Origin of the sequence: Serratia sp. CY74737, from assembly GCF_052166775.1 — a bacterium.
Classification (GTDB): Bacteria; Pseudomonadota; Gammaproteobacteria; order Enterobacterales; family Enterobacteriaceae; genus Serratia; species Serratia ureilytica.
Genome location: NZ_JBJNOF010000002.1, coordinates 786664 through 808773 on the forward strand (window position 1 = coordinate 786664; position 22110 = coordinate 808773).

At 58.6% G+C, this 22110-nt stretch carries 14 protein-coding genes and 1 pseudogene; 8 read left to right on the forward strand and 7 right to left on the reverse strand.

Annotation, left to right across the window (positions count from 1 at the left end; all coding sequences use genetic code 11):
* Window position 1: 1 nt before the first annotated feature.
* Complete coding sequence (locus tag ACJ8PE_RS05690) at window positions 2-1387, forward strand: MmgE/PrpD family protein (RefSeq protein ID WP_197760500.1); 1386 nt, start codon at window positions 2-4, stop codon at window positions 1385-1387.
* Window positions 1388-1525: 138 nt separating this feature from the next.
* On the opposite strand, the gene ACJ8PE_RS05695 is transcribed toward ACJ8PE_RS05690, so the two are convergent.
* From ACJ8PE_RS05695 to opgC, 5 genes are all read right to left on the reverse strand, one after another.
* Entirely contained in the window at window positions 1526-3061 is a 1536-nt protein-coding gene (locus ACJ8PE_RS05695) for a phospholipase D family protein (RefSeq protein WP_033643080.1), read from the reverse strand.
* 86 nt (window positions 3062-3147) lie between these two features.
* Window positions 3148-3939 (reverse strand): AraC family transcriptional regulator, encoded by a 792-nt coding sequence (locus ACJ8PE_RS05700; protein WP_033650400.1) that lies wholly within the window; start codon window positions 3937-3939, stop codon window positions 3148-3150.
* A gap of 356 nt (window positions 3940-4295) precedes the next feature.
* Window positions 4296-4613 (reverse strand): cupin domain-containing protein, encoded by a 318-nt coding sequence (locus ACJ8PE_RS05705; protein ID WP_033643078.1) that lies wholly within the window; start codon window positions 4611-4613, stop codon window positions 4296-4298.
* Window positions 4614-4846: 233 nt separating this feature from the next.
* Window positions 4847-5182, reverse strand: a complete 336-nt coding sequence (locus ACJ8PE_RS05710) for a hypothetical protein (RefSeq protein ID WP_049866679.1) — start codon at window positions 5180-5182, stop codon at window positions 4847-4849.
* Window positions 5183-5421: 239 nt separating this feature from the next.
* Window positions 5422-6624: an OpgC domain-containing protein gene (gene opgC / locus ACJ8PE_RS05715; protein ID WP_197760502.1), complete on the reverse strand. Its 1203-nt coding sequence runs from the start codon at window positions 6622-6624 to the stop codon at window positions 5422-5424.
* Between the two features lie 306 nt (window positions 6625-6930).
* On the opposite strand from opgC, the gene ACJ8PE_RS05720 reads away from it, so the two are divergent.
* From ACJ8PE_RS05720 to ACJ8PE_RS05750, 7 genes and pseudogenes are all read left to right on the forward strand, one after another.
* Complete coding sequence (locus tag ACJ8PE_RS05720) at window positions 6931-8763, forward strand: glycosyltransferase (RefSeq protein WP_197792394.1); 1833 nt, start codon at window positions 6931-6933, stop codon at window positions 8761-8763.
* A gap of 2 nt (window positions 8764-8765) precedes the next feature.
* Window positions 8766-10130, forward strand: coding sequence for a DUF3131 domain-containing protein (locus ACJ8PE_RS05725; RefSeq protein WP_197792392.1), 1365 nt, complete (start codon window positions 8766-8768; stop codon window positions 10128-10130).
* Between the two features lie 19 nt (window positions 10131-10149).
* A complete protein-coding gene (locus tag ACJ8PE_RS05730; RefSeq protein ID WP_046898352.1) occupies window positions 10150-11718 on the forward strand; it encodes a DUF3131 domain-containing protein in 1569 nt (522 codons plus the stop codon).
* Entirely contained in the window at window positions 11703-13085 is a 1383-nt protein-coding gene (locus ACJ8PE_RS05735) for a DUF3131 domain-containing protein (protein WP_197792390.1), read from the forward strand. Before ACJ8PE_RS05730 ends, ACJ8PE_RS05735 begins: the two co-directional genes overlap by 16 nt.
* Before the next feature lies 1 nt (window position 13086).
* Window positions 13087-13539, forward strand: a complete 453-nt coding sequence (locus ACJ8PE_RS05740) for a Globin (protein ID WP_197760505.1) — start codon at window positions 13087-13089, stop codon at window positions 13537-13539.
* Window positions 13536-16226: a hybrid sensor histidine kinase/response regulator gene (locus ACJ8PE_RS05745; protein WP_197792388.1), complete on the forward strand. Its 2691-nt coding sequence runs from the start codon at window positions 13536-13538 to the stop codon at window positions 16224-16226. The genes ACJ8PE_RS05740 and ACJ8PE_RS05745 overlap by 4 nt, the downstream gene beginning before the upstream one ends.
* A pseudogene (locus ACJ8PE_RS05750) lies at window positions 16223-18411 on the forward strand (glycoside hydrolase family 2 protein). Before ACJ8PE_RS05745 ends, ACJ8PE_RS05750 begins: the two are co-directional and overlap by 4 nt.
* An 11-nt stretch (window positions 18412-18422) precedes the next feature.
* On the opposite strand, the gene ACJ8PE_RS05755 reads toward ACJ8PE_RS05750, so the two are convergent.
* Both ACJ8PE_RS05755 and ACJ8PE_RS05760 read right to left on the reverse strand, forming a co-directional pair.
* Window positions 18423-20201 carry an EAL domain-containing protein gene (locus ACJ8PE_RS05755; RefSeq protein ID WP_197760508.1) on the reverse strand — a complete coding sequence of 593 codons (1779 nt, stop codon included), beginning with the start codon at window positions 20199-20201 and terminating at the stop codon, window positions 18423-18425.
* 4 nt (window positions 20202-20205) lie between these two features.
* Window positions 20206-22086 carry a diguanylate cyclase domain-containing protein gene (locus ACJ8PE_RS05760; RefSeq protein ID WP_122003829.1) on the reverse strand — a complete coding sequence of 627 codons (1881 nt, stop codon included), beginning with the start codon at window positions 22084-22086 and terminating at the stop codon, window positions 20206-20208.
* Window positions 22087-22110: the final 24 nt, after the last annotated feature.

The window sequence follows — 22110 nt, forward strand, 5'->3', positions numbered from 1 at the left end:
CATGACAAAATTATCGGTCGACCCGATCGAAGAATTGATCGCTTTCGCTTCGCAGGTAGATGCGTGCATGATTCCCCCCGCCGTCCTGGCATTCCAGTGTAAACGGCTCATGGATAATCTTGGCTGTCTCGCCGCCGGTTACGATCAAAGCGGCGTTGACGCGGCGCTGTCGCTGGCCAGACGCTGGAGCGGCAGCGCCGAAGCCAGCATTATCGGCAGCGAAGAACGGCTCGCCGCGCCGCAGGCGGCGTTTGTCAACGCCGTACGCGCTCGCGCGCTCGATTATTGCGACGTGCTTTCTCCTGGCTGGCACCCCAGCTCCTCGGATATTCCTGTGGCCTTGGCGGCTGCGGAACTGTCGGGCGCTTCCGGCCTCGACACCTTGGCTGCGTTGGCCGTTGGGCAAGACTTCGCTCAACGCATCAACCTCGCCGCGCAGGCGAACGGCTTTTTCTACCGCGGATTCGACTCGAACATCCTCGGCCTGTTTTCCGGCGCAGCGATCGCCGCCCGCCTGTTGCGCCTGGACCCGCATGCCTTTACCGACGCTATCGGCCTGGCGTTCGATTTTGGCATCGGCACCTTCCAACACTATCAGGACAAGACGCTGGCGGTACGTATCAGCCAGGGATTGGTGGCTCGCCATGCGCTGGAAGCGGTTTTAATGGCGCAGGCTGGAATAAGTGGTCCTAAACGCGTCCTGAGCGGCGAGAACGGATTTTTCAATCTCTATGCCCCGGGCGAACCCGATCTGGGATTGCTGACCCACCAGTTGGGCACCGCCTTTCTGGGGGAAGAAGCGACCTGTTTCAAACTCTACCCACACTGCAGCATTCTGCTGGCGCTGACCGAAGCGCTGTTGAACGACGGACCGCATCGGCAGTTGCCCGATCCCGCACGGGCGAAGATCACTCTGCATGCCTCGCCGACCATGCGCATGGTCTGCGGCGCGCCATACGAACCGCAGAAAACGGCCGAAATCGATGCGCAGTTCAGCGCACGTTACATCATCGCCAACGCGCTGCTGCGCGGCCAGGCCAGCGCACGTGAATTCAGCGCGGCTTCAGCGACAGAACCTACGGTCGTTGCTCTGGCGCAGCGTATCGAAGTTCATGAACAACATGCCTTCGATAGGTTTGACCGCTTCGAACTACACATCACGCCGGAGCATGGTGATACGCTGCGGCTCGAGGCCGAGTTCGGCCGCGGCTGGCCGGAGAATCCGGCCGACATGCAGGATATTCGTGAGAAATTTCTTCACTGCTGTGCGCAATCACCCAGTGAGGGATTACGCCTTAATGCGCGAAAACTGATGGCCTGCATCGAGAATCTGGTCGAAGCGCCTTCGTTACAAGCCTTGTTGGCCGCAACGCGAGAAGTGCGCTAGTCCCGACGTACTCCGCCAGCGTCAAAGCGGCGATCGCCGGCCCCCTCACTTCGGCGCGTAAATCTCTCTGAGCGTGGCGATCACTTTCGCCACGTTTGGGTCATCGGTTACACCGGGTGGCGACGGCCTTCGCCGGCGTTACAGCATCCACTCGATAGGCAGCCAGCCGGCCACGGTAAGAACGATGCGTTTTACCCAGCCGGCACCGGGTTCTTGCTGGTGCACCTCGGTGTGGCCGTCTTCGAAGGCTTCTTTCCACACCATTTTGCCTTCGGGCGTCAATACCGGCCGATAGGCGGCGTATTCGAGCGGGCCATCAAACAGTTGGCGGGTGTCGGCCGCCAGCGACGGGCTGTCGATCAAGAATCCCATTTCGCAGTTCAGGTGCGCCGAGCGCGGATCGAAATTGAACGAGCCGATAAACACCCGTTTGTCATCGATGGCGAAGGTTTTGGCATGCAGCGCCGCACCGGACAGCCCCAGCGGCTTGAGTTCCTTGCGCCCCGTCGGTTGCCCGGCGCGCAGCTTCAGCTCGAACAGCTCGACGCCCGCCTGCAGCAGCTCACGCCGGTATTTGGCGTAGCCGGCGTGGACCACCAGCACGTCGGTGGTGTTCATCGCGTTGGTCAGCACGCGGATGGATTTTCCCTGTTTGGCAAGCGATTCAAAGAAGGTTGCCCCTTCCCGCCCCGGCACGAAATAGGCGGAGACCAGATCCAATTGCCGGCTGACGCCGCCGATGATCTTGCCCAGCTGCGTCACCATCAAGCGATCGCGCGACGCTTTGCCCAATCCCTTCGCCGGATCGTCGGCCACCAGCTCTACCTGGGTGAATTCCGGCTGCACGGCGCCATCGCGAAAGCGCACCGCACTGGTTTCCAGCTGCACCGCCAATTTACGGGCGCGCTCGCTGGTTTCGGTTGCGGCAGCCTGCGTCAGGAATGCCGAGAGGTTGCCCTGGCCCCGGATAATTTGCTCAACGCCGAATACCGAGGCGCTGTTCCAGTAGCGATCGAAGACATCGGCGGTCTCCGCCACCACGCTGCCGACGCTCAACACGTCGAGATCGAGGAAATAGTTCTCGTCGCCGACCTGGAAATACTCATCGCCAATGTTGCGGCCGCCGATGATCGCCACGGCGCCGTCGACGATGTAGGACTTGTTATGCATACGCCGGTTCATGCGCATAAAGTCGAAGGCGTAACCGGCCAGCTTCGGCGTACGTACGGTAGACGGGTTGAACAGACGGATCTCGACGTTTTTCTGCGCGTTCAGCGCCGCCAGCGTCTCATCCATGGCGACGCCGTTATCGTCCAGCAGCAGCCGCACACGCACGCCGCGTTGGGCCGCGTCATACAGGGTTTTCAGCAAGATCTGCCCGGAGGTGTCGTTATGCCAGATATAGTACTGGGCATCGATCGACCTTTCCGCCATCCGTGCCAACGCCAGGCGGCTGGCGAACGCATCGTGGCCGCTGACCAGCGGCACCACGCCGCTCAGACCGGGATGCGCCGCCATCTGTTCGGCGGCCCGCGCCGGCAATAGCGCGGCAGGATCCGCCGGCAATGCCGCCTGCGGTAGACGCTGCGAAATATCCGGCAAACGAAAGATGACTCTTGCCGCAATAATGGCGATCGTCACGGCGATAATCAGGTACACGACAATTTTTATCACGGGAAGCGGCCTCGGAGGTTGACTGCTTTGCTTTATACGTCATTAGGTTGCTTCAATCTATAGGAGAAGCGCGCTCTGCAATACGGCTATAGCGTAAAGCGCGAAGGCGAAACGCCAAACAGTTTTTTAAACGCCACCGAATAGGCGCTGTGGCTCTCATAACCGCTTTCGAAAGCGGCGTGTATGATGGAGTGGCCGGCCAACAGCAGCGGAATGGACGACAGCAGCCGCAGACGCTGTTTCCACTGGCCAAAGGTGATGCCGGTTTGTTGAGTAAAGTGACGCTGGAAGGTTTTCGCGCTGATCGACAGTGAATCCGCCCAGATCTCAATGCCGCGATCGTCGGCCGGCGTGATGACCAACTGCCGGCAAATGTCGGCCATTCTCGCTTCCATCGGCCAGGGGAGATGCAGCGCCAGCTGCGGCTGCAGGCTCAGTTCCTCGAGGAACAGCGCTCTGAGCAGCGCATGGCGTTTGGTTTCCTCGCCCTCGGGCGCCAGCGTCGCCAGTTGGGCGATCAGCTCCCGCAGCAGCGGTGACACCTGCAAAACGCCGTCGCGCAGCGGCAAACGCGCGGCGGTGAATTCATCGACAAAAATCCCGTAAACGCAGATATTGCTCTGCATGACCAGTTGATGCTCCACCCCCGGCCGCAGCCAGACTGCGGTGGTTGGCGGCACGATCCAACGCCCGCTGCCCGCCTCGACCGCCATCACTCCCTGTTGCGAATAGAGCAAATGGCAACGTTTATGCGAGTGGAAAGGAACGACAAAGCCTGCCGGATAGTGTTTCACCAGCCCTGTCACCTCGAACGAGGAGTTTTCGTGGCTGCTGAGGTTGATGCGTTTCGTTTCGGCGTTGTCGACTTCGAATCCCATGGTCGTTTGTCCCTTTTGATAACGCGAATGTCTTTTATTTGATAGAGAGGCCGCATGATCCTCCATATAGTGACGTTCTCGCAAGCCACACCAGGGGCCTTATGCGAATAAACTCACTATGACACCCACATTTCATCGTTCTGCGTGGTAACGGGGCGATGACATTGTGCATGCGCTGCACAATGGCGGCAACGTTGCGGGGGCGACGGAGGCCGAAAGTGATGGAAAGGGAAAGCGCGGTGGATTGAATCAGGAGGTTTATGCCTAATCAGCAGGTAGCTTAGCTGGGGGGCGGCTCAATGCTTAAGGGATAGGGAGAGCGCCTAGGCTCTCCGCTATCCCTTCTTGTCAATACGTCAACGGGCCAGTTCGGCGCCGTCCAGCTCGGAAATCGCCAGACAAATCACTTCCGTTATGGCCTCTACCGTATAGGCGGTATTGGCAGGAATGATTAACATCTCATGGGGTTGCAGCGTCTGATCGTCAACCTTCAGTTCACCGCTCAGCACCATCAGTTTCACCCATCCAGGATGAAAACGCGCCGGTTGTCGGCTGCCCGCATCCAGCTTCAGCAACGCCGTATGGCCCGGCGTCTCCCGTTTCAAAATATGAAAGCGCACCCCATCGTAAGGCATGTTTTCGTAATGCAGTGACGCCAGTGTTCTCTTATGCATGGTAAGTGTCCTCGTGACCTGTGAGTAGCTGCTCCGCCTTCGGTCGCCGTAAAAACGTTTGGCGGCTGTCCCTACCGAAAGCACCGTCTCGCAGCCTCTTGGCGAACGGATTAACTGTCGTGCTTGCAGCGGCCTGTACGGCCACCGCTTCATGCCTAACCTGCCTCAGGCATGCTAATAAATATATAAGAGCCTCGCCAACGGCGCAAAAAACCACTGCAACGTTGAGCGCATTACGGTGTTAATCCGTAGTCGGAAAGATTATCCAGCAGCCCGATCAGAGAGAAGAACAGCGCCGTTTGCCGAGGATCGCGCCAGCCATCGGCAAAGTCCGCCATCAGCCACAGGACTTCGTCGAGAAACAGATGCTCTACCGCCTGATGCCAGCTTTGCACTTCGCCGGCCGTCAACGCGACAGACTCACCGTACCCCGTCAAAAACAGCCGCCATTCCCGTACGGTGAACACGCGGTCGGGCGCCGAGTCCAGTGCGTTGTGGAACAGCAGCAGGACCAGCGCCAGATCGAACACGCGCGGCAAAAACAGCGCGTTATCGGGGTCGATCAGCACAGGCCTATCCTGCGCGACATAAATCAGATTATCGGCTTTAAAGTCATAGGGCGTTTCCACGCAAGGGAGATCCCGTGCGCTAAGCGCCGTCTGCCGCCCGGCAATCTGCAGCATACGCGTTTTTAGCGCCTCGATGATGACGTCGTGAGAACATTCGCCGCCTGGCTGCGCACTTACCAGGCCTGACCGTGGGGCGCCAGGCCGGTTATCGCCTTAGCCACCGCGTTCTTCGGGCTCGATTAGTTGGGAACAATCTTCTTCAACAGGCCGTAACGCGCCATTACCCAGAGCGCAAGCAGCCCGGTCACATGCACCGCCGTACTGAAGAGCCAATGTTGCGTCCAGAGATCGAAGGTCACGAACTGGCTGATGAACAGCACCAGATAGACGTGAATGATGAAGGTATACAACGAGTTTTGCCCAAGCACGATCAGGAACCAGCCGATGGCTTTGTTGATGGGCCGCCAGCAGACGGTCAGCAGCCAATAGACGCTGGCGATCAGACAAAAATCATTCAGAATGCGCACGGGCCCCAACGCATTCTTGGCGGCCAGGTGTTGATAAAACCCATTGAATTCCGCCGCCGGGATCACGTGCAGCATTAACGCCGGCGGCATAAAGGGATTGGTATGGTTTTGCGCGACGAACAGCATTATCAGCGCCACCGCCGCCATGCCATAACGCGCAATCTTGCCTGCCTGAGTGCGGGCCAACGACGCGATCTCCTCTTTGTACCATCCGCAGCACAGGCCAAGTATGTAGATCAATTGCCACGCCAGGAAAGGAAAAGCGAACTCGAACTCCGCCGAAGTCATCGGCATGCCGCTGATTTGGTAATAGCCGTAAGCGATGAACGACAGTGCCAGCAGCCCGGCGCCCCTGCCCGTATTCAATAGCCAGAGGAACAGCGGGCTAAACAACAGCAGGTAAAAGTAGAGCCCCAGAATTTGCGTTTGATGCGGCCCTATCTGCAAAAAAATAATCTCGTTGAACCAGGCCTCTTTGACTTGTTCATTAACCGGATACATCGAATATACCGCCCCTGAAAAACGGTCAACGAAATGTGTCACTTCAAAGGTATCGATAAAATCCAGCATTTGCAGCAGCAAAATACTTATAATGATAACGATATTAACAATATATAGTTTAGCCGCGCGCCGCACCAACGAATAGGCCACCGTCAACATGGATTCAGTTTGTAACTGTCGCCGTTTCATATTGCCAAGAATAAAACCCGACAAGATAACAAAACCTTCAGCGCCGGTAGTCAAACCGAACCGCTCCCAGGTAAAAACATTCAAAACCGACATCACCTCTACGTGCGCCACCACCATCATCACCAGCGCGATGCCGCGCAGCATGTCGATACGCAAATCACGTTTCCCAATGGCGACATAGTGAAGCGTTGCCGTAGAAGATTCACTAACTTGCTGTAAATTCATTCGGTTATCTCATGATAAATCGGTTCAAAAAACAGCGCCATGTGGTTTTGTTTAATTTGTAATTAATTTAAATTAAAATATATAACTTACTAATCATTTTGCTTTAAGCAGGCGTATAGGAATTTTAGATGAAAAAATAAATTTATCCGCACGTCACGTATTTTTTGATGAGGAAATGCTCATTATTGCAATCATATAAAAAATAACAGAATGTCTGTTTAATTTTAAATCCACCCTCTTGCTAATCCTCCATGCTTAACTAAACTCTCTATCTATATCATGACCTCCTTGCCGGGAATGAAATGCATGGCGCATTTTTATTTTTCATCTTTTGAAAAAAGGAGCCCCCCTGCACCGCTAAAAACCTCGCGGGCAATAGAGTTCCTTTGGCAAATCCTCGCTGTGGCCGCTCTGTTGGTCGGCGCCAATTACATTCGCTGGCGTTGGATGGCGTCACTCAATTATGACGCCTTATGGTATGCCGTTCCTTTGGTGATAGCGGAAACCCTAGCCTATTGCGGCACAATTCTGTTTACCATCAACCTGTGGCAAGTGCGCGATGTCAAACGCCGTCCCCCGCCGCGCGACATCCGTCAATGTCTCGATTCGGATGAGGCGATCGCACCGCGCCCGGTCAAAGTCGACCTGTTTATCGCCACTTATTCCGAAGATACCGAACTGGTCCGGTTGTCGATTCAGGATGCCAAACGAGTCACCTATCCCTTCCCGCTGGACTACCGCATTCACGTGCTGGACGACGGCAAACGCCCCGAGATGCGACGCGTCGCCGAACAAGAAGGCGTAAATTATCTGTCGCGCGAGAACAACATCGGTTTTAAGGCCGGCAATTTGCGCAATGGACTGGAATACACGGACGGGGATTTTATCGTCATCTGCGATGCCGATACCCGCGTATTCCCGTCCATCTTGACCGACACGCTGGGTTATTTTCGCGATCCCCTGGTGGCCTGGGTGCAAACGCCGCAATGGTTTTACGATCTGCCCGCCGGAAAGCGTTTGCCGCACTGGTTGAAGGACAAGCTGGGGCAGCCGGGCTATGTCATCGGGCGCGCGTTTGAAGGGGTGGTTGGGCCCCTCACCGTCGGCCAAGATCCCTTTTTCAACGATCCCAAGATGTTTTACGACGTGATATTGCGCCGCCGCAATGCGGCCAACGCCGCCTTCTGTTGCGGCGCGGCGTCAATTCATCGGCGCGAGGCTATCATGCAGAGCGCATTGCGCAGCTATGCGCGCGCCGTCGAAAATGAAATCGATCGCTATACCCGCGACGTCACGGATGCCGGCCTGCGCGACGATCTTGGCCGGGCGATGAAACCCCAAATTACGTTCGATACCGAATTGACGCCGTATAAATTCCACGTATCGGAAGATATTTACACCTCGATCGTGCTGCACGGCGATCCCGAGCGACGCTGGCGTTCCGTCATGCATCCCGAGGTGGAATCGAAAATGCTGTCGCCGCAGGATTTGTTGACCTGGATGATTCAGCGTTTCAAATATGCGGCGGGATCGCTGGACATTGCGCTGCATGATGCAGTCTTCAGCGCGAAAAACTTCAGGCTGAGTCTGGCGCAAAAGCTGATGTACGGCACCACGTTCTGGTCATATCTTGCCTGCCTGTGGAATACGGTGTTCCTGATCTCGCCGTTGATCTATCTGTTTACCGGCATTCCGCCTGTATCCGCTTACTCGTTGCCCTTTTACCTGCACTTTTTACCGTTTTTCCTGCTGTCTGAGCTGGCTTTCATGTTCGGCACCTGGGGGATCTCCGCCTGGGACGGAAAAGCGTCCTACCTTTCGCTTTTCTCGATGAATCTGCGCGCGCTGGATACGGTGCTGCGCGGTGAAAAGATCAAGTTCCACGTTACGCCCAAAGAGCGCCAGCAAGGCAACTTTCTGACGCTGGTCAAACCGCAGTTGGCCATCATCGCCCTGACGCTGTTGGGGCTGTTATGGGGCGGCGCGCAGCTGTATCTCGGCAAGGTGGACGATCCGGCCGGCTATGTGATCAATATCTTCTGGGGTGGCGTAAACGTGATGGCCATGTTGCCGATGGTGTTCGCCGCGTTGTGGCGCCCTGAGTCGGAGCCCCCTTCCGAACAGCAGGAGGCCGGATAGACATGGCGTGGAAACACTCACTGTTGCAGGCGCGCAGCTATATTGCGGTCATCCTCGGCTTCCTGCTGGCCTTCGGCGTCGTAGTGTATGTTGAGATGAAGATGCCCCCCGCCCCGGCGGAAAGCGCCGAGTTGACGCTGAGCGCTGATTTCCCCACGCTGCCCGCGCCACGTGCGCTGACCTTCGACGAGGCCGTCTGGGCGCGCATCGCCTGGCAATATTTTGTCAACAACACCCAATCCAGCGGGCTGGCGAATGCCATCGACAACCAGCCTTACACCACCATGTGGGACACCGGCAGTTATCTGATGGCGACGATCAGCGCGCAACGCCTCGGGATCATTACGCAGGACGAGCTGAATGCGCGCGTGAATGCCGTTTTGACAGCGTTGTCTTCGTTACCGCTGACCGACGGTCAGTTGCCGTCGCTGTATTACCATACTCAGCGCCCTATCAGGCTGAATAGCCTGGACCAAAACGAAAGCCAATCCGATTGGTCTGCCGTCGACCTCAGCCGTCTGTTGATGGCGCTGGATATCGTCGCCTGGCTGTACCCGGAACAGACCGGCGCGATCGCCCGTTTAATCGCCCCCTGGCAGTTCGACGCCCTGTTCATGCAGCAGGAGCAGCGACAGCCGTTGAATTTCCGGGCGGCAAAAAAATGGCTGCTCGTCACTCAAAGCAATCGTGACAGCTATGGTTACCAGCTTTATGCCGCCCACGGACTGCGCCGCGTCAGCCCTCTGGCCGGCATTGTTCTCGGCACCCAACAGCCATCAGCCCGCACCATCAGCATTGACGGCCTGCGTATTCCCTACGACAGCCAGGCCAAAATCGGCAAGGTCGATCACCCGGTCGTCACTACCATGCCCTATTTACTGACCGGTCTGGAGGTCGGGTTCGACATCCGGTCGGCGGAAATCAGCTGGCGAGTGATGAAAGTACAGGAAAGCCGCTATCGCAGCCGCGGCGGTGACGCCTATGTGAATACCGACAATGAAGAGCAATTGCCGCGTTTTATCGACGACGCGGTCATCAGTCGATTCCCGGCGCAGATCGACAAGTCGCGTGCGGAAATCAAAGAGGCGGCGCTGCAGCTTTCGACCAAGTCGGCATTCGGTTGGTACGCGCTGTTTCGTACGTCGTGGAGTGACGAAATGCGGCAGCGCGCCGGCGTCCTGTTCGAGCCGGGACGCGGCTGGTATGACGGCATCATCGCCGCCAATGGGCAGCAGAGTCGGGTGATCGGCGCCAATACCAATGCCCTGATATTGGAAAGCCTGGTCTACATCGCGCAAGGTCCGTTGTTTTGCCAAAACTGCGCCTCCGCGCCCGCCGCGAATCTTGCCGACGATCAACGGCCGTAATCAGTTATAAGGAGCCACTATGCCTCATCATTATTTCACCAGGCCGTTTATCACGCTAGTTAGGCGCGCGCTGTGCGGTTGCCTGCTACTGCTGCTGATGTCGCCCGCGGCCGTGGGCGACACCCAGTTGCCCGCCGCCGCCTACCCTCAGCGCCACGGCGACCTGACGGCGCGTGAACAGGCGATGGCGGTCAAGGCCTGGCAATATTTCGTCACCAACTATCAACCGGCGACCGGTTTGGTCAACGCCGTCAACAACTATCCCTCGACCACCATGTGGGATAGCGCCTCCTATCTCGCCGCGCTGACGGCCGCGCGTGAACTCGGCATCATCGACAAGGAACAATTCGATCAGCGTCTGATCAAGTTTCTCGCCACGCTCAATACCGTGCCACTGTTCCAAAATCAGATGCCCAACAAAGCGTACAACACCATCACGGCGCAAAAGGTCGACTACCTCAACAAGCCCGGCGAGATCGGCTTTTCATCCATCGACATCGGCAGAATGCTGCTGTGGTTGAAAATCATCAAAGAGCGCTATCCCGAATTTGCCAACGACGTCGATAACGTCGTGCTGCGTTGGGATTTCAGTCATATCATCGACGACTGCGGCACGTTGTATGGCGCCAATCTGGATGCCAATAAACAGCCGGTTTACGTCCAAGAAGGCCGGCTGGGTTATGAAGAGTACGCCGCCAGCGGTTTCCAGCTGTGGGGGTTCTCCACCTGCCAGGCCGCCCGCGCGGAGCCTTACCAGTTGGCGGACATTTATTGTGTTCTGGTGCCCTATGATTCACGCGATCCGCGCACCACCAGTCAGCATAACTATGTGGCCACCGAACCCTATGTGCTGCACGGGCTGGAGATGGGCTGGGACACCAGCGACGATCGCAGCGCCGACCTCGCTAAACACAGCCATCCCTGGATGCAAGACTTCGCCAATCGCGTCTATCAGGCGCAGGAGAATCGCTACCAGATTACCGGCCGCCTGACGGCGCGTTCCGAACATCAGCTCGACCGCGCGCCGTACTTCGTGTACGACACGGTCTATTCCGACGGGTTTGACTGGAACACCATCACGGATAAGGGCGAGTATGTGCCCGATACCGCCGCCATCTCGCTCAAAGCGGCGCTCGGCATGTGGAGCCTGTGGCAATCTCCGTATACCGATCGGCTACTCGACGTGATTGAGAATGCCGGCGAAAAAGACAAAGGCTTCTATGAAGGGTTGTATGAAAACGGCGCCGGCCCGATCCGTGAATTCACCGCCAACAACAATGGCATCATGCTCGAAGCCCTGCTGTTTAAAAAGCAGGGGCGCCTGTTGAAATTCAATACCAATGACCAGAGCGACGGCAAATACGCGCCGGCGCTGTGGGATAAAACGCTGGTGAACGTGTTTGACACCAAAAACACGCCGTTTAACCGCCCCTTTATCACGCCTGACGCTAACCTGAAGAGCTGGTGCCAACAAACGGGGGTCGCACTGCGCAACGCGCCATCCTGCAAAGCCTGCAAATGCCCGCAGTGTCAAAATGACGCGCCCGTGAAACTGCCCCCGGTAGCGACATCATGCTTAAAACCCTAACGCTGATCGCCTCCGTCGTCATCGCCCTTGCGCTGGTCGTGTTGCTGGGCGTCATGGCGCGCCCCGACAGTGCCGGCGCCCTGTGGGAGCGCTGGCGGCAACAGCCTCGCCACGGCGCGTTGACCGAAGAGCAACGGCAATGGGCCGACGTCGCCTGGCGCTACGTGCAGAACAACACGCAGCCCGGCTCCGGTTTGGTGAACGGCAAAGATCGTTATCCGGTGGTCTCGCTGTGGAACATTGGCGACAGCCTGATCGCGCTGACCGCCGCGCGGCGTTTGAACCTGCTCCCGCAACGGGAATTCGACGCCCGTTTGGCGGCATTGCTGACGACGCTCGATCGTTTACCGGTAACCCGCATTGGCGCGCCAGGTGCGCTGTATGACGCCGCCAGCGGCGCGTTCAGCCAGAACGGCGGCGCCGTCAGCGAAGCGCAAGGCATGGCCCGTCTGCTCACCGGCATGCGTTTCACGGCGCAAAGCTTCCCCGAATATCGCACCTTTCTCGAACGAATCGCGCTGCGCTGGAACTTCTGCAACCTGCTGACCCAAGACGGTCAGCCGCTCGACGGACGAGAGCAAAACGGCGCTTGGCGCAGTGCCACAGCCAGCGACGTCGGCTATGCCGACTACAACAGCGCGGCTTTCCGCCTGTGGGGGTTTCAACGCTCGTCCCCCCGAATGGCGCCGTTCAAAACGGCAATCGTCTATGGTGAGCCTATCGCCGTGACGGCCCGCGATCCGCGCCTCACCGGCACCCCCGCCGGCATCGAAAGCACGCCGTATCTGCTGACCGGGATCGAGATGGGATGGCCTGCGCCCAATGCCGGCGATGCGGCCGACGTCAGCATGGCGCAACGAGCCCAACGTTTTTACCAGGCGCAGGAAATGCGCTGGCACCGGGAGAAAATCCTCACTGCGCGGGCGCAATATTCACGCAGCACGGCGCCGTGGGAGATATATGACAGCCTGTTCGCCAATGGTTACGCCTGGAATACCCTCACAGACGACGGCCGCTACGCCCCCGAGCTGGCGCTGCTTTCGACCCGCGCCATTTTCGGTCTGTGGGTGCTGTGGGATACCCGCTACACCGACGCGCTCATGCAGCTGGGGCGGCTGCATCAGGATGACAAACGCGGCTGGTTCGAAGGCCGCTATGAAGCGAACGGCGGCTATAACACCACCTTCACACTCACCACCAACACCGTCGTGCTGGAGGCGCTGTTGTTCAAACAGAATCGCGGCCCGCTGCTGCAGGCGCCGCTCAACGACGGCTACCTCGGCGCTCGCATGCAAGACGTTTTCAACTGGCCTCGTCACTGTCTGCCGCAGGAGCGTCATCCGCTCCCCAGTGCGAAAGGAGAATGACATGGGGGTTAACTATGAAGAGCTGTTCAATAACAGCTACAGCCGCATCACTCAGGGCGATAAAGGCGATCGGTTCTTCGCCCATTTCTACGCGTTGTTTATCGGCAGCACCGAGGATCTCAATTCACCGGGCAGCATCGCCCAGCGGCTGGAAAAGCAGAAAATCATCTATAAAACCTTTTTCTACATGCTCTCGGTCGCCAACACGCATATCGTGGCGGATTACCTGGTACAGGTAACGCAGGAAGGCAGCCCGCAGGGCCTCAACCTGCCGCCGTCGATTTATGCGCTGTGGCGCAAAGCCGTGCTGCAAACCGTGCGGGACCTCGATCCTGAATGCGATGAAGAGATCCTGACCGCGTGGGCCATCGTGCTGGCGCCGGGGCTCGAGTTCATGCGGCGTCAGGCCGAACTGCATCACAATCCCGCCGCGCAGTCGGGGCTACCGGGATGAACAAGCCGACGCTGCTTTCCGCGCTCAACGCCCCGCCTATCGCGCTGGCCATTTATGACGCCGAAGAGCGGTTGGTCTACTGGAACCGGCGCGTGAACGATTATTATCCGGGGCTGGAACCTTGGCTGAGCGTCGGGCTTACGCTCGCCGACGTCTTGCGCAAGATGATCGATATCAGCTATCCGGCGCTGCATGACGAAGCCCAAAAGCGCATGGCGGCTTCCTTACTGGCCAACTACCGCCGGCCAGACCATTACGAGGTGAGACGGATAACCGATCGCACCCTGTATATCCAGCACCAGCGAACGCCGGAAGGCGGCGTGATCAGCTCCCACACCGATATCAGCCGCTATGCCGACGTCATCAAGGCCGAACAGCGGCTGCACAGCGATTTTATCCTGGCGGCGGAAACCTCGCGCATCGGCATTTGGGAGTGGGATTTAGCGACCGACGAATTGCAGGTCAACGACGCGTTACTGCTATTGCTGGAAATTCCCCGCACGCATTCGACGCTTTCCGGCTCACTGTGGGCGCAGGCCTTTCCGGCCGACGATCTGGCGCATTTCACTCAGTGTATCCGTCAGGCGAACCAGGCTATCTTGCCGATTTTCGCCTGCGAAGTGAAAGTGCAGCGCGCAGACGAGCGGTACGGTTGGGTATCGCTGCAGGGCCAGATCGTGCAACAAGGGCTTAAAGGCGAAGTACAACGGGCGATCGGCACCCTGCAGGACATTACGGAATACAAAGAAGCGGAAGCCTCATCCCGCCAATCGGTTGAGATGGCCAAAGCGGCCAGCCTGGCGAAAAGCGAATTTCTCGCTAATATGAGCCACGAAATTCGCACGCCCATGAACGGCATTCTCGGCATGACCCAACTCTGTCTTGAGACCGAGTTGAATCAGGAACAGCGCGACTACATCTCAATGGCTTACAGTTCCGCGCGCGCGCTGTTGAAAATTATCGATGATATTTTGGACTTCTCCAAAATCGAAGCGGGCAAGATCAGCCTGGATCCGGAGGACTTCTCTCTGCGGCCGTTGGTGCAGGAGATCACCCGCCCGCTGACGCCCAAGTTCTCCGAAAAAAACGTCGAGCTGCTGGTGGATATCCACCCTGACGTCGCCGACAAGATCTTTGGCGATCCGCTGCGGTTGCGCCAGGTTTTGACCAACCTGATTGGCAATGCGCTCAAATTTACGCCTGCAGGCGAAGTGGTGCTGCGTATCGAACCGGTGGTCAACGATGCGCACCGTTTGTTGTTCAGCATCCGCGACAGCGGTATCGGCATCGCTAAAGACAAGCAGAAAGTCATTTTCGAATCGTTCAGCCAGGCGGATAACTCGACGACGAGAAAATACGGCGGCACCGGTCTCGGGCTGACGATCTCCGCCAGGCTGGTCGCGATGATGGGGGGAGAATTGCAGGTAGACAGCGACGCCGGACGCGGCAGCTGTTTCTATTTTTCACTGCCGGTGTTGTCAGGCGCGCGCAGAGAAAGCGTCGGCTGGCCGCAGACGCTGGCGAGCATCGAGGTGCTGGTAGTAGACGACAATGCCACCAACCTGCGGCTGCTGTCCGATCTGCTGCGCAATATGGGCCTGAGGCCCGTCACCGTCGGTTCGGGGAAAGAGGCGCTGGCGCTGATGAACAGCCGCGCGCCCTTCCCGCTGGTGCTACTGGATGCGCAAATGCCGGAAATGGACGGCATGGCGCTGGCGCTGGAAATCATGTCCACCCCGTCGTTGCGGCACTGCACGCTGATCATGCTGAGCTCGACGGGAAGCCGTATCGATAAGGCGGTGCTGCAAAAAGTGGGCGTTTCCTTTTTCCTGACCAAACCCATCGACGCCGGGGAACTGTTTGCCGCCATGGAACAAGCGCTGGTGCCGATGCTGCCGAAAACGGCCCTCATCGCGCCAGTTGCCCGCACGCCGGCGGTGAGCGCCAAGTCGCCCCATTATCATTTGCTGATCGCCGAAGATAATCCGGTCAACCAAAAGCTGGCGCTCAGCTTTATCGGCAAGCTGGGGCACAGCGCCGAGCTGGCCGGCAACGGCGTCGAGGCGCTGGCTCGGCTGAAAACCGCGCGCTACGACGTCATTTTAATGGATTTGCAGATGCCGGAGATGGGCGGCATCGAAGCGGTGCAGGTGATTCGTCAGGCGGAGCGGCGGCAACCGCCGGGCGAACCGACACAGCGGATCATCGCCATGACGGCTCACGCCATGAAAGGCGACAGAGAGAAATGCCTGCAGCTCGGCTTTGACGGCTATATCGCCAAGCCTATCCTGCTGGACAAACTGGCCGAAGAAATTACGCAGGTCGTCGCCGCGGCGCCCGCGCCGGAAGCCGCCTTCGACTACCCGCTCGCGCTCGCGCAGTTGGACAACGATCCGGCCCTGTTCAACGAACTGGCGACGATGTTTATCGACGAACTGCCTGGGCTGCTGCAAGCCCTGCAAACGGCGATCGACGATCGGGCATGCGACGAGATCAAACGCTGTGCGCATCGCCTCAAAGGAGAAACGCTGCACTTTGCCGGTTCGACGCTGGTGCCCTGTCTGCAAGCCATTGAGCAGGCCGCCGGCGCCCGCGATCTCGCGTCGATTCCCCCACTGCAGTCGCAGTTAGCGCCGCTGAGCCGGCAGTTACGCGACGCGCTGCTCGCCATCGTGGAGGCAACATGAAGACAAGAATCTGGCTCTCGCTGGGGCTGTTGGTTTGCGCGTCAAGCCCCCTTGCCCAGACGCCGCGCAGCGTTTCTCTCGACGGCATCTGGCAATACCAGAACGCCAACCCGCCCCATGACGACCGGCAGCACCTGACGCCGAACTGGCGCCCCTTGCGAGTACCGGCGAACTGGTACAGCGACGGCGTCGACCATCAGGGCGCGCTGTGGTACCGCACGACATTCACTCTGCCGCATCTCACCCGAGATCGGTTGGCTACGCTCACTTTCGACGGCGTCGATTATCGCGCTGACGTATGGTTCAACCAACGCTTTGTCGGCCAGCATCAGGGCTATTTTCAACGTTTCCAGTTAGATGTGACCCACGCGGCTCGCCGCGAAAACCACCTGCTGGTCAGGGTGGACAGCCCATTCGAGCGTCCCGGCAGCGTTTGGCCCTTGCACAAGCGCGCGATTAAAGGCGTGCTGTCGCAGCACGATACCCGCCCCGGCGGCGCCTGGTCGCCGCAGGGCCAGGACGCCAATTCAGGCGGCATTTGGCAACCCGTCACGCTTCGCCTCAGCCGCGGCGCAGCGATCGACAATCTTACGGCGCTGCCCGATTGGCGCCAGGGACTGGAGAAGCCGGCGCTGGACATCCGCCTCGATTATCGGGTCAATCGGCCAAGAAAAGCGCGCCTGACCCTGCGCCTGACGCCGCTTAACTTCACCGGCAAAAGCTATCACCTTTCCCGCCGCGTGGTATTGACCGGCGGCGCGCCGCTCGCCGTTTCGCTGCCGATGCCGGGCGCCGCGCTCTGGTGGCCGTACGGCCATGGGGCGCAAAATCTGTATCGCATCGAGGCAACGCTGTCCGATACCGAAGGGATATTGGATCGGCGCACCGCACAGACCGGCTTGAGAGAAGTCCGTGAGCTGACCTCAGGTCACGGCTGGACGATCAATGGCCGCCGCCTGTTTATTCGCGGCACCAACTATATCGGTTCACCGTGGCTCGGCAGCATGACCGCTGCGCTTTATTTTATCGCCGGGATCTGCTGCTGATGCGCGCGGCGAACATCAACGCGGTGCGGGTGCATGGGCACGTGGCCGGCCGAGCATTGTATCGCGAGGCCGACGCGCTGGGCATGTTGTTGTGGCAAGACATGCCGCTGCAATGGGGGTATGACGACAGCGAAGCCTTCGCCGCCGAAGCGGCGCGCCAGGCCGGCGACCTGCTGAAACAACGGGGCAACCACCCTTCGGTGATCGTGTGGGCCGGGCAAAATGAGCCGCCTTTCGACGCGCCGTGGATGAAACAGCGGTTTACCGACTGGACGCCCACGCTCAACCGTCGGTTGGCGCACCGCGTGGCGGACGCACTGAGCGAAGATCGCAGCCGCATCGTGCATCGTTGGTCTACCGTGGCGGAGCATTATTGGCAGGGCTGGTATTTCGGCACGATTGCCGATTTCCTCAAGCCAGCGACCAGTCCGATCATCAGCGAATTTGGCGCGCAGGCGCTGCCTCGTCTCGCCACGTTGCGCACTATCATTCCGGCGGCGCACCTGTGGCCCGCCAGCACCTCGCCTGACGACCCGGGCTGGAAGGTTTGGCAGTATCACAATTTCCAGCCCGAGCAGGCTTTCGGGCTGGCCAAGCTGTCGCGCGGCGCCACGATCGAGAGTTTTATCGCCAACACCCAGCGCTATCAGGCGGAAGGCATTCAGCTGGCGGCGGAAAGCTATCGGCGTCAACGCTATCAGCCGGTCGCCGCCCTGTTCCAGTTCATGTTCAGCGAGACCTGGCCTTCAATCAACTGGGCGGTCATCGACTATCAGCGCCATCCCAAAACAGGTTACTACGCCTTGCAACGCGCCTATCAGCCGGTACTGCCCTCCATTGAGCCTCTCTCGCTCAACTGGCGAACGGGAGAAAGCGGCAAGATAGGCCTGTGGGCGATCAACGATCGCTGGCAAGATTACCCCGCCGCCACGCTGCGTTGGCGAGTGACGCAGGGGGAGCACGAACTGGCTCGCGGCGAGACGAAGCTCGACCTGCCGGCGGACAGCGGCCGTAAATTAAAGGAGCTCAACCTCACGCCGCGCTCGACGCTGCCTCTGCAGGTGGTGACGGAATTGACGGACAGTAATGGCCTGCGCCTGGGTGAGAATCGCCGGCGATTTCCGGTTGGCGCGCCATGAGCGGCGCTGCCTCAGGCATTTCGCCGCTGCTGCCCGTGAATGTCGACGAGCGCGCACAGCTTTTCCAACGTCACCGCCGGTGAAAAATAGAAGCCCTGTACGACATCGCACCGATACTCGGTCAGGTAGTGGAGCGACTCCAGGTCTTCCACCCCTTCCGCCAAGACTTCATAGTTGAGTTTATGCAACATATCGATGATGCTTTGCACGATGATGCGGCTTTCCGCATCGCTCTTCAGCAGTCTTACCAGGGAGGCGTCCAGTTTGACGACGTCGGCGGGGATATGGCGCAGATAGTTTAAATTGCTGTAGCCGGCGCCGAAATCATCCAGCGCGATGCGATGCCCGTTGGCCTTGAGCGCATGCAGACAGGCCAACGCCGCGCTGCTTTCCTGAATGCGTTGCGACTCCAGGCACTCTATCTCAATGTCCCCCGCCTGCAGCCCGCGCCGGGTGATGGCTTCATTCAACCGCGCCGCAAAGTGCCGCTCGGCCAGATTGCCGGCCGTCACGTTGATCGAGATGGGAAACGCGATCCCCGCTTCACGCATCAACAACAACTGTTCAATCGACTGCGCGATGACAAACTCGGTCAACGGTTTGATCAGCGAGGTATTTTCCACCAGCGGAATGAACTCCCCCGTCGGGATCGCCCCCCAACGTTCATGCCGCCAACGCAGCAATGCTTCCGCGCCGACGATCCTGCCGCTCGCCAAATCAATCTGCGGTTGGTATTCCAAAAATAGCCCGCGATTATTTTCCTTCAGGTTCTGCGCCAACTCATTAAAAATATTGAAATTATGCTTGCGCGCCGCATCCTTCGGCTCGCTATAGAGGGAGACGGCTCGCCCCTCGTCGATCGAATCATGCAGCGCGCTGGTCGCCTGGCGCAAAATCTCGGGAGGATCGGCATGCGGCGCGGAAAACAACGCATAACCGGCATTAAGCTCCAGGCGCAGCGGCACGGCGCCTCTCACTTCGTGATGCAAACGGTCGGCGCAACGCAACAGATCGCGCTTCGCCTGCGGCATGTGCTGCGCCTCGATAATGACGGCGAAACGTCCGGGCGCGATGCTGTACAGCATGCGCTCACTGAGAAACGTCTCTTTCAGGAAATGGCTGATATCCCCCAGCAGTAACTCTACCGTAGACAGGCCGAAAGAACGCGCCATCTCGTAGGCGTATTGGATATCTATCGTATCGAACAGCAATAACGCGTATTTGCCCGTGTCCGGTAAATTGCCGAGTTCACCCATCAGCCGCTGTCGATTGGGCAAGCGAGTGATGGCATCGACCAGGCCGATCTCACTCTGCGCTTCGATCAGCTCGCCGACGATGGTGGCCATGCTGCGCAGCAGTTCGACCTGACGGCGAGTCAGATGCTTTGGCTGCGAACCCACGAGGCAGAACGCGCCGATCGTATAGCCTTCGCGGGTGCACAGCGGGATGGCGGCGCAGTGGCGGATCGCCGCGGCGCCGTTGACCATGGGATCCGAGGCAAAGCGTTCATCCGCATGGGTGTCCGGACAAATCAACGCCTCGCCGCTCAGACGAACGAAATTGAACAAGGGGCTGACGAAATCGATCTCCTCGAACCCGACGTCAATGTGCTCGCGGATCCAAATCTTGCGCGTTCCGTGCAGGTAAATGAGGCAACCCTCGGCCTGTAACAGCTTGCGGGTGATCGTCAGCACCTGATGGATCGCGTCGTCATGGCCGGCGCCCAACCCCGCCAGCGCATCGATGGCCGCCAGGCGCTCGTCTTCATTCTTACTGAGATGTCGTAACATTGGCTCATAGCTCACAGATGGCGTAAGTGCCTTTGCCGGCGGATTTCGCCTGATACATCGCGCCGTCGGCGCTGGCCAGCAGCATTTCCGGCGTTACGTCCCCACTCGCAGAGATAGCGGCGCCAATGCTGGCGGACAGGCAGACCTTCTGCTGACCGATCTGCGAAATACCGGCCAGCTCTGCCAACACCTTTTCGCAAAACGCGCTGACCTCAGGCCGCGGCGCTGTCAGCGGCCACAAGATCACCGTGAACTCGTCGCCGGCCAGGCGCGAGACGCTGTGCCGTTCGTCGGCGCAAGCGCTGAGCAATTTGGCGAACGTCTTCAGGATCAGATCGCCGAAGTCATGGCCGTAACTGTCGTTCATGCCCTTAAAACCATCGAGATCGATGAACAACAGGGCCATCTGCCGCTGATGACAGCAGACTTGCAACGTGCCCGACAACCGGCGCAGAAATGCGCGGCGGTTGGTCAACCCGGTCAGCATGTCGTGCGTGGCGTCATATTCCAATCGTTGCTGCAGCCGCTTCAACTCGGTGATGTCCATGGAGAGAATGTAAAAACCCTGAGCCTCGCACGGCACCAGCGTGGTATGGATCATCAGCAGCCCCTGCTGGGTCTGCAATTCGTTTTCGAAGCTGACCATTTCGCCCGCCAAAGCCCGCGCGATCATCGGCCTAGCCATCTGATACACGCTTTCTCCCATGAACTCGCGCACCGTCATGCCCTGCAGGCTAGCCTCTTCCAGACCAAACCAGGTCTTATAGGCGCTATTGGCGAACAGGTAGCGTTCATTGGCGTCGATTTGGCTGATTAACGCCGGCATATTGTCGGTAATGGCGCGCAGGCGTTCTTTTTCCGCACTGAGCTGAGATTCGGCGAGCACCCGGGTTTCTATCTCTTCGTTAAGCTGTTTGACCACCACGTTAAGCTCATGCGTACGAATTTCGACGCGTTCTTCCAGCTCATGCTGCAAGGCATACAGGTCGGCCTCCGCCGCCTTGCGCTCGCTGATGTCGACGATGACCGAGATGAAATGATCCGGCTTGCCGTTCGGCAGCCGATTCAGCGCCACCGTCAGTTCCACCCACACGATCGTGCCATCGGCGCGGAAATAGCGTTTCTCCAGCGAGTAGGTGTCGATCTCGTTTCTCAGCAACTGCTGCAGTTTTTCCAGATCGGTGTTGAGATCGAGCGGATAGGTAATGTCCTGAAAGGTGCGATCCATCAGCTCGCGCTCGGAGTATTGCAGCATTTCACAGATGCGCGGATTGACCCGCAGCCAATACCCCTGCAGCGAAACCAGCGCCATGCCCACCGCCGCCTGAGAGAAAGTCTGTTCGAATAACGCCTCCGTGCGCTGCAGATCGGATTTCAGGTTTTCGGTATAGACGTTGCGTTCGATGCTCTGCAGATACTCTTCCACCACCGCGGCGAAGTCACGCAGGTCGGCCAGTTTATCTTGAGGAAACGGCTGCGGGTGACTGTCGATAATGCATAGCGTGCCGAGCGGCAACCCGTCGAGGGACAGCAGCTGTTGCCCGACGTAGAAGCCGATGCGCGGGCCACCGACCACCAGTGGGTTATCGAAAAAGCGCGGATCCTGCGCGGTATCGGGCACCACCATCGCTTCGCGTTGCAGGATGGCATGGCCGCAGAACGAGATGTTGCGCGGCGTTTCCCGGACATCCAGGCCATAGCGTGATAAAAACCATTGACGATCGCGGTCGATCAGTGACACCAGCGCAATGGTGACACCGAAATATTTCGCAGCCAGCCGCGTGATGCGATCCAGCTTTTCTACTGAGTTCGAATCCAGCACGTTCAGCGAATCCAATACCGACAGGCGTTCGGCTTCGTTTTCGGGGAAGCATGGCTCGAGCATGTTGACTCCTGTAGCGTCTCCAAC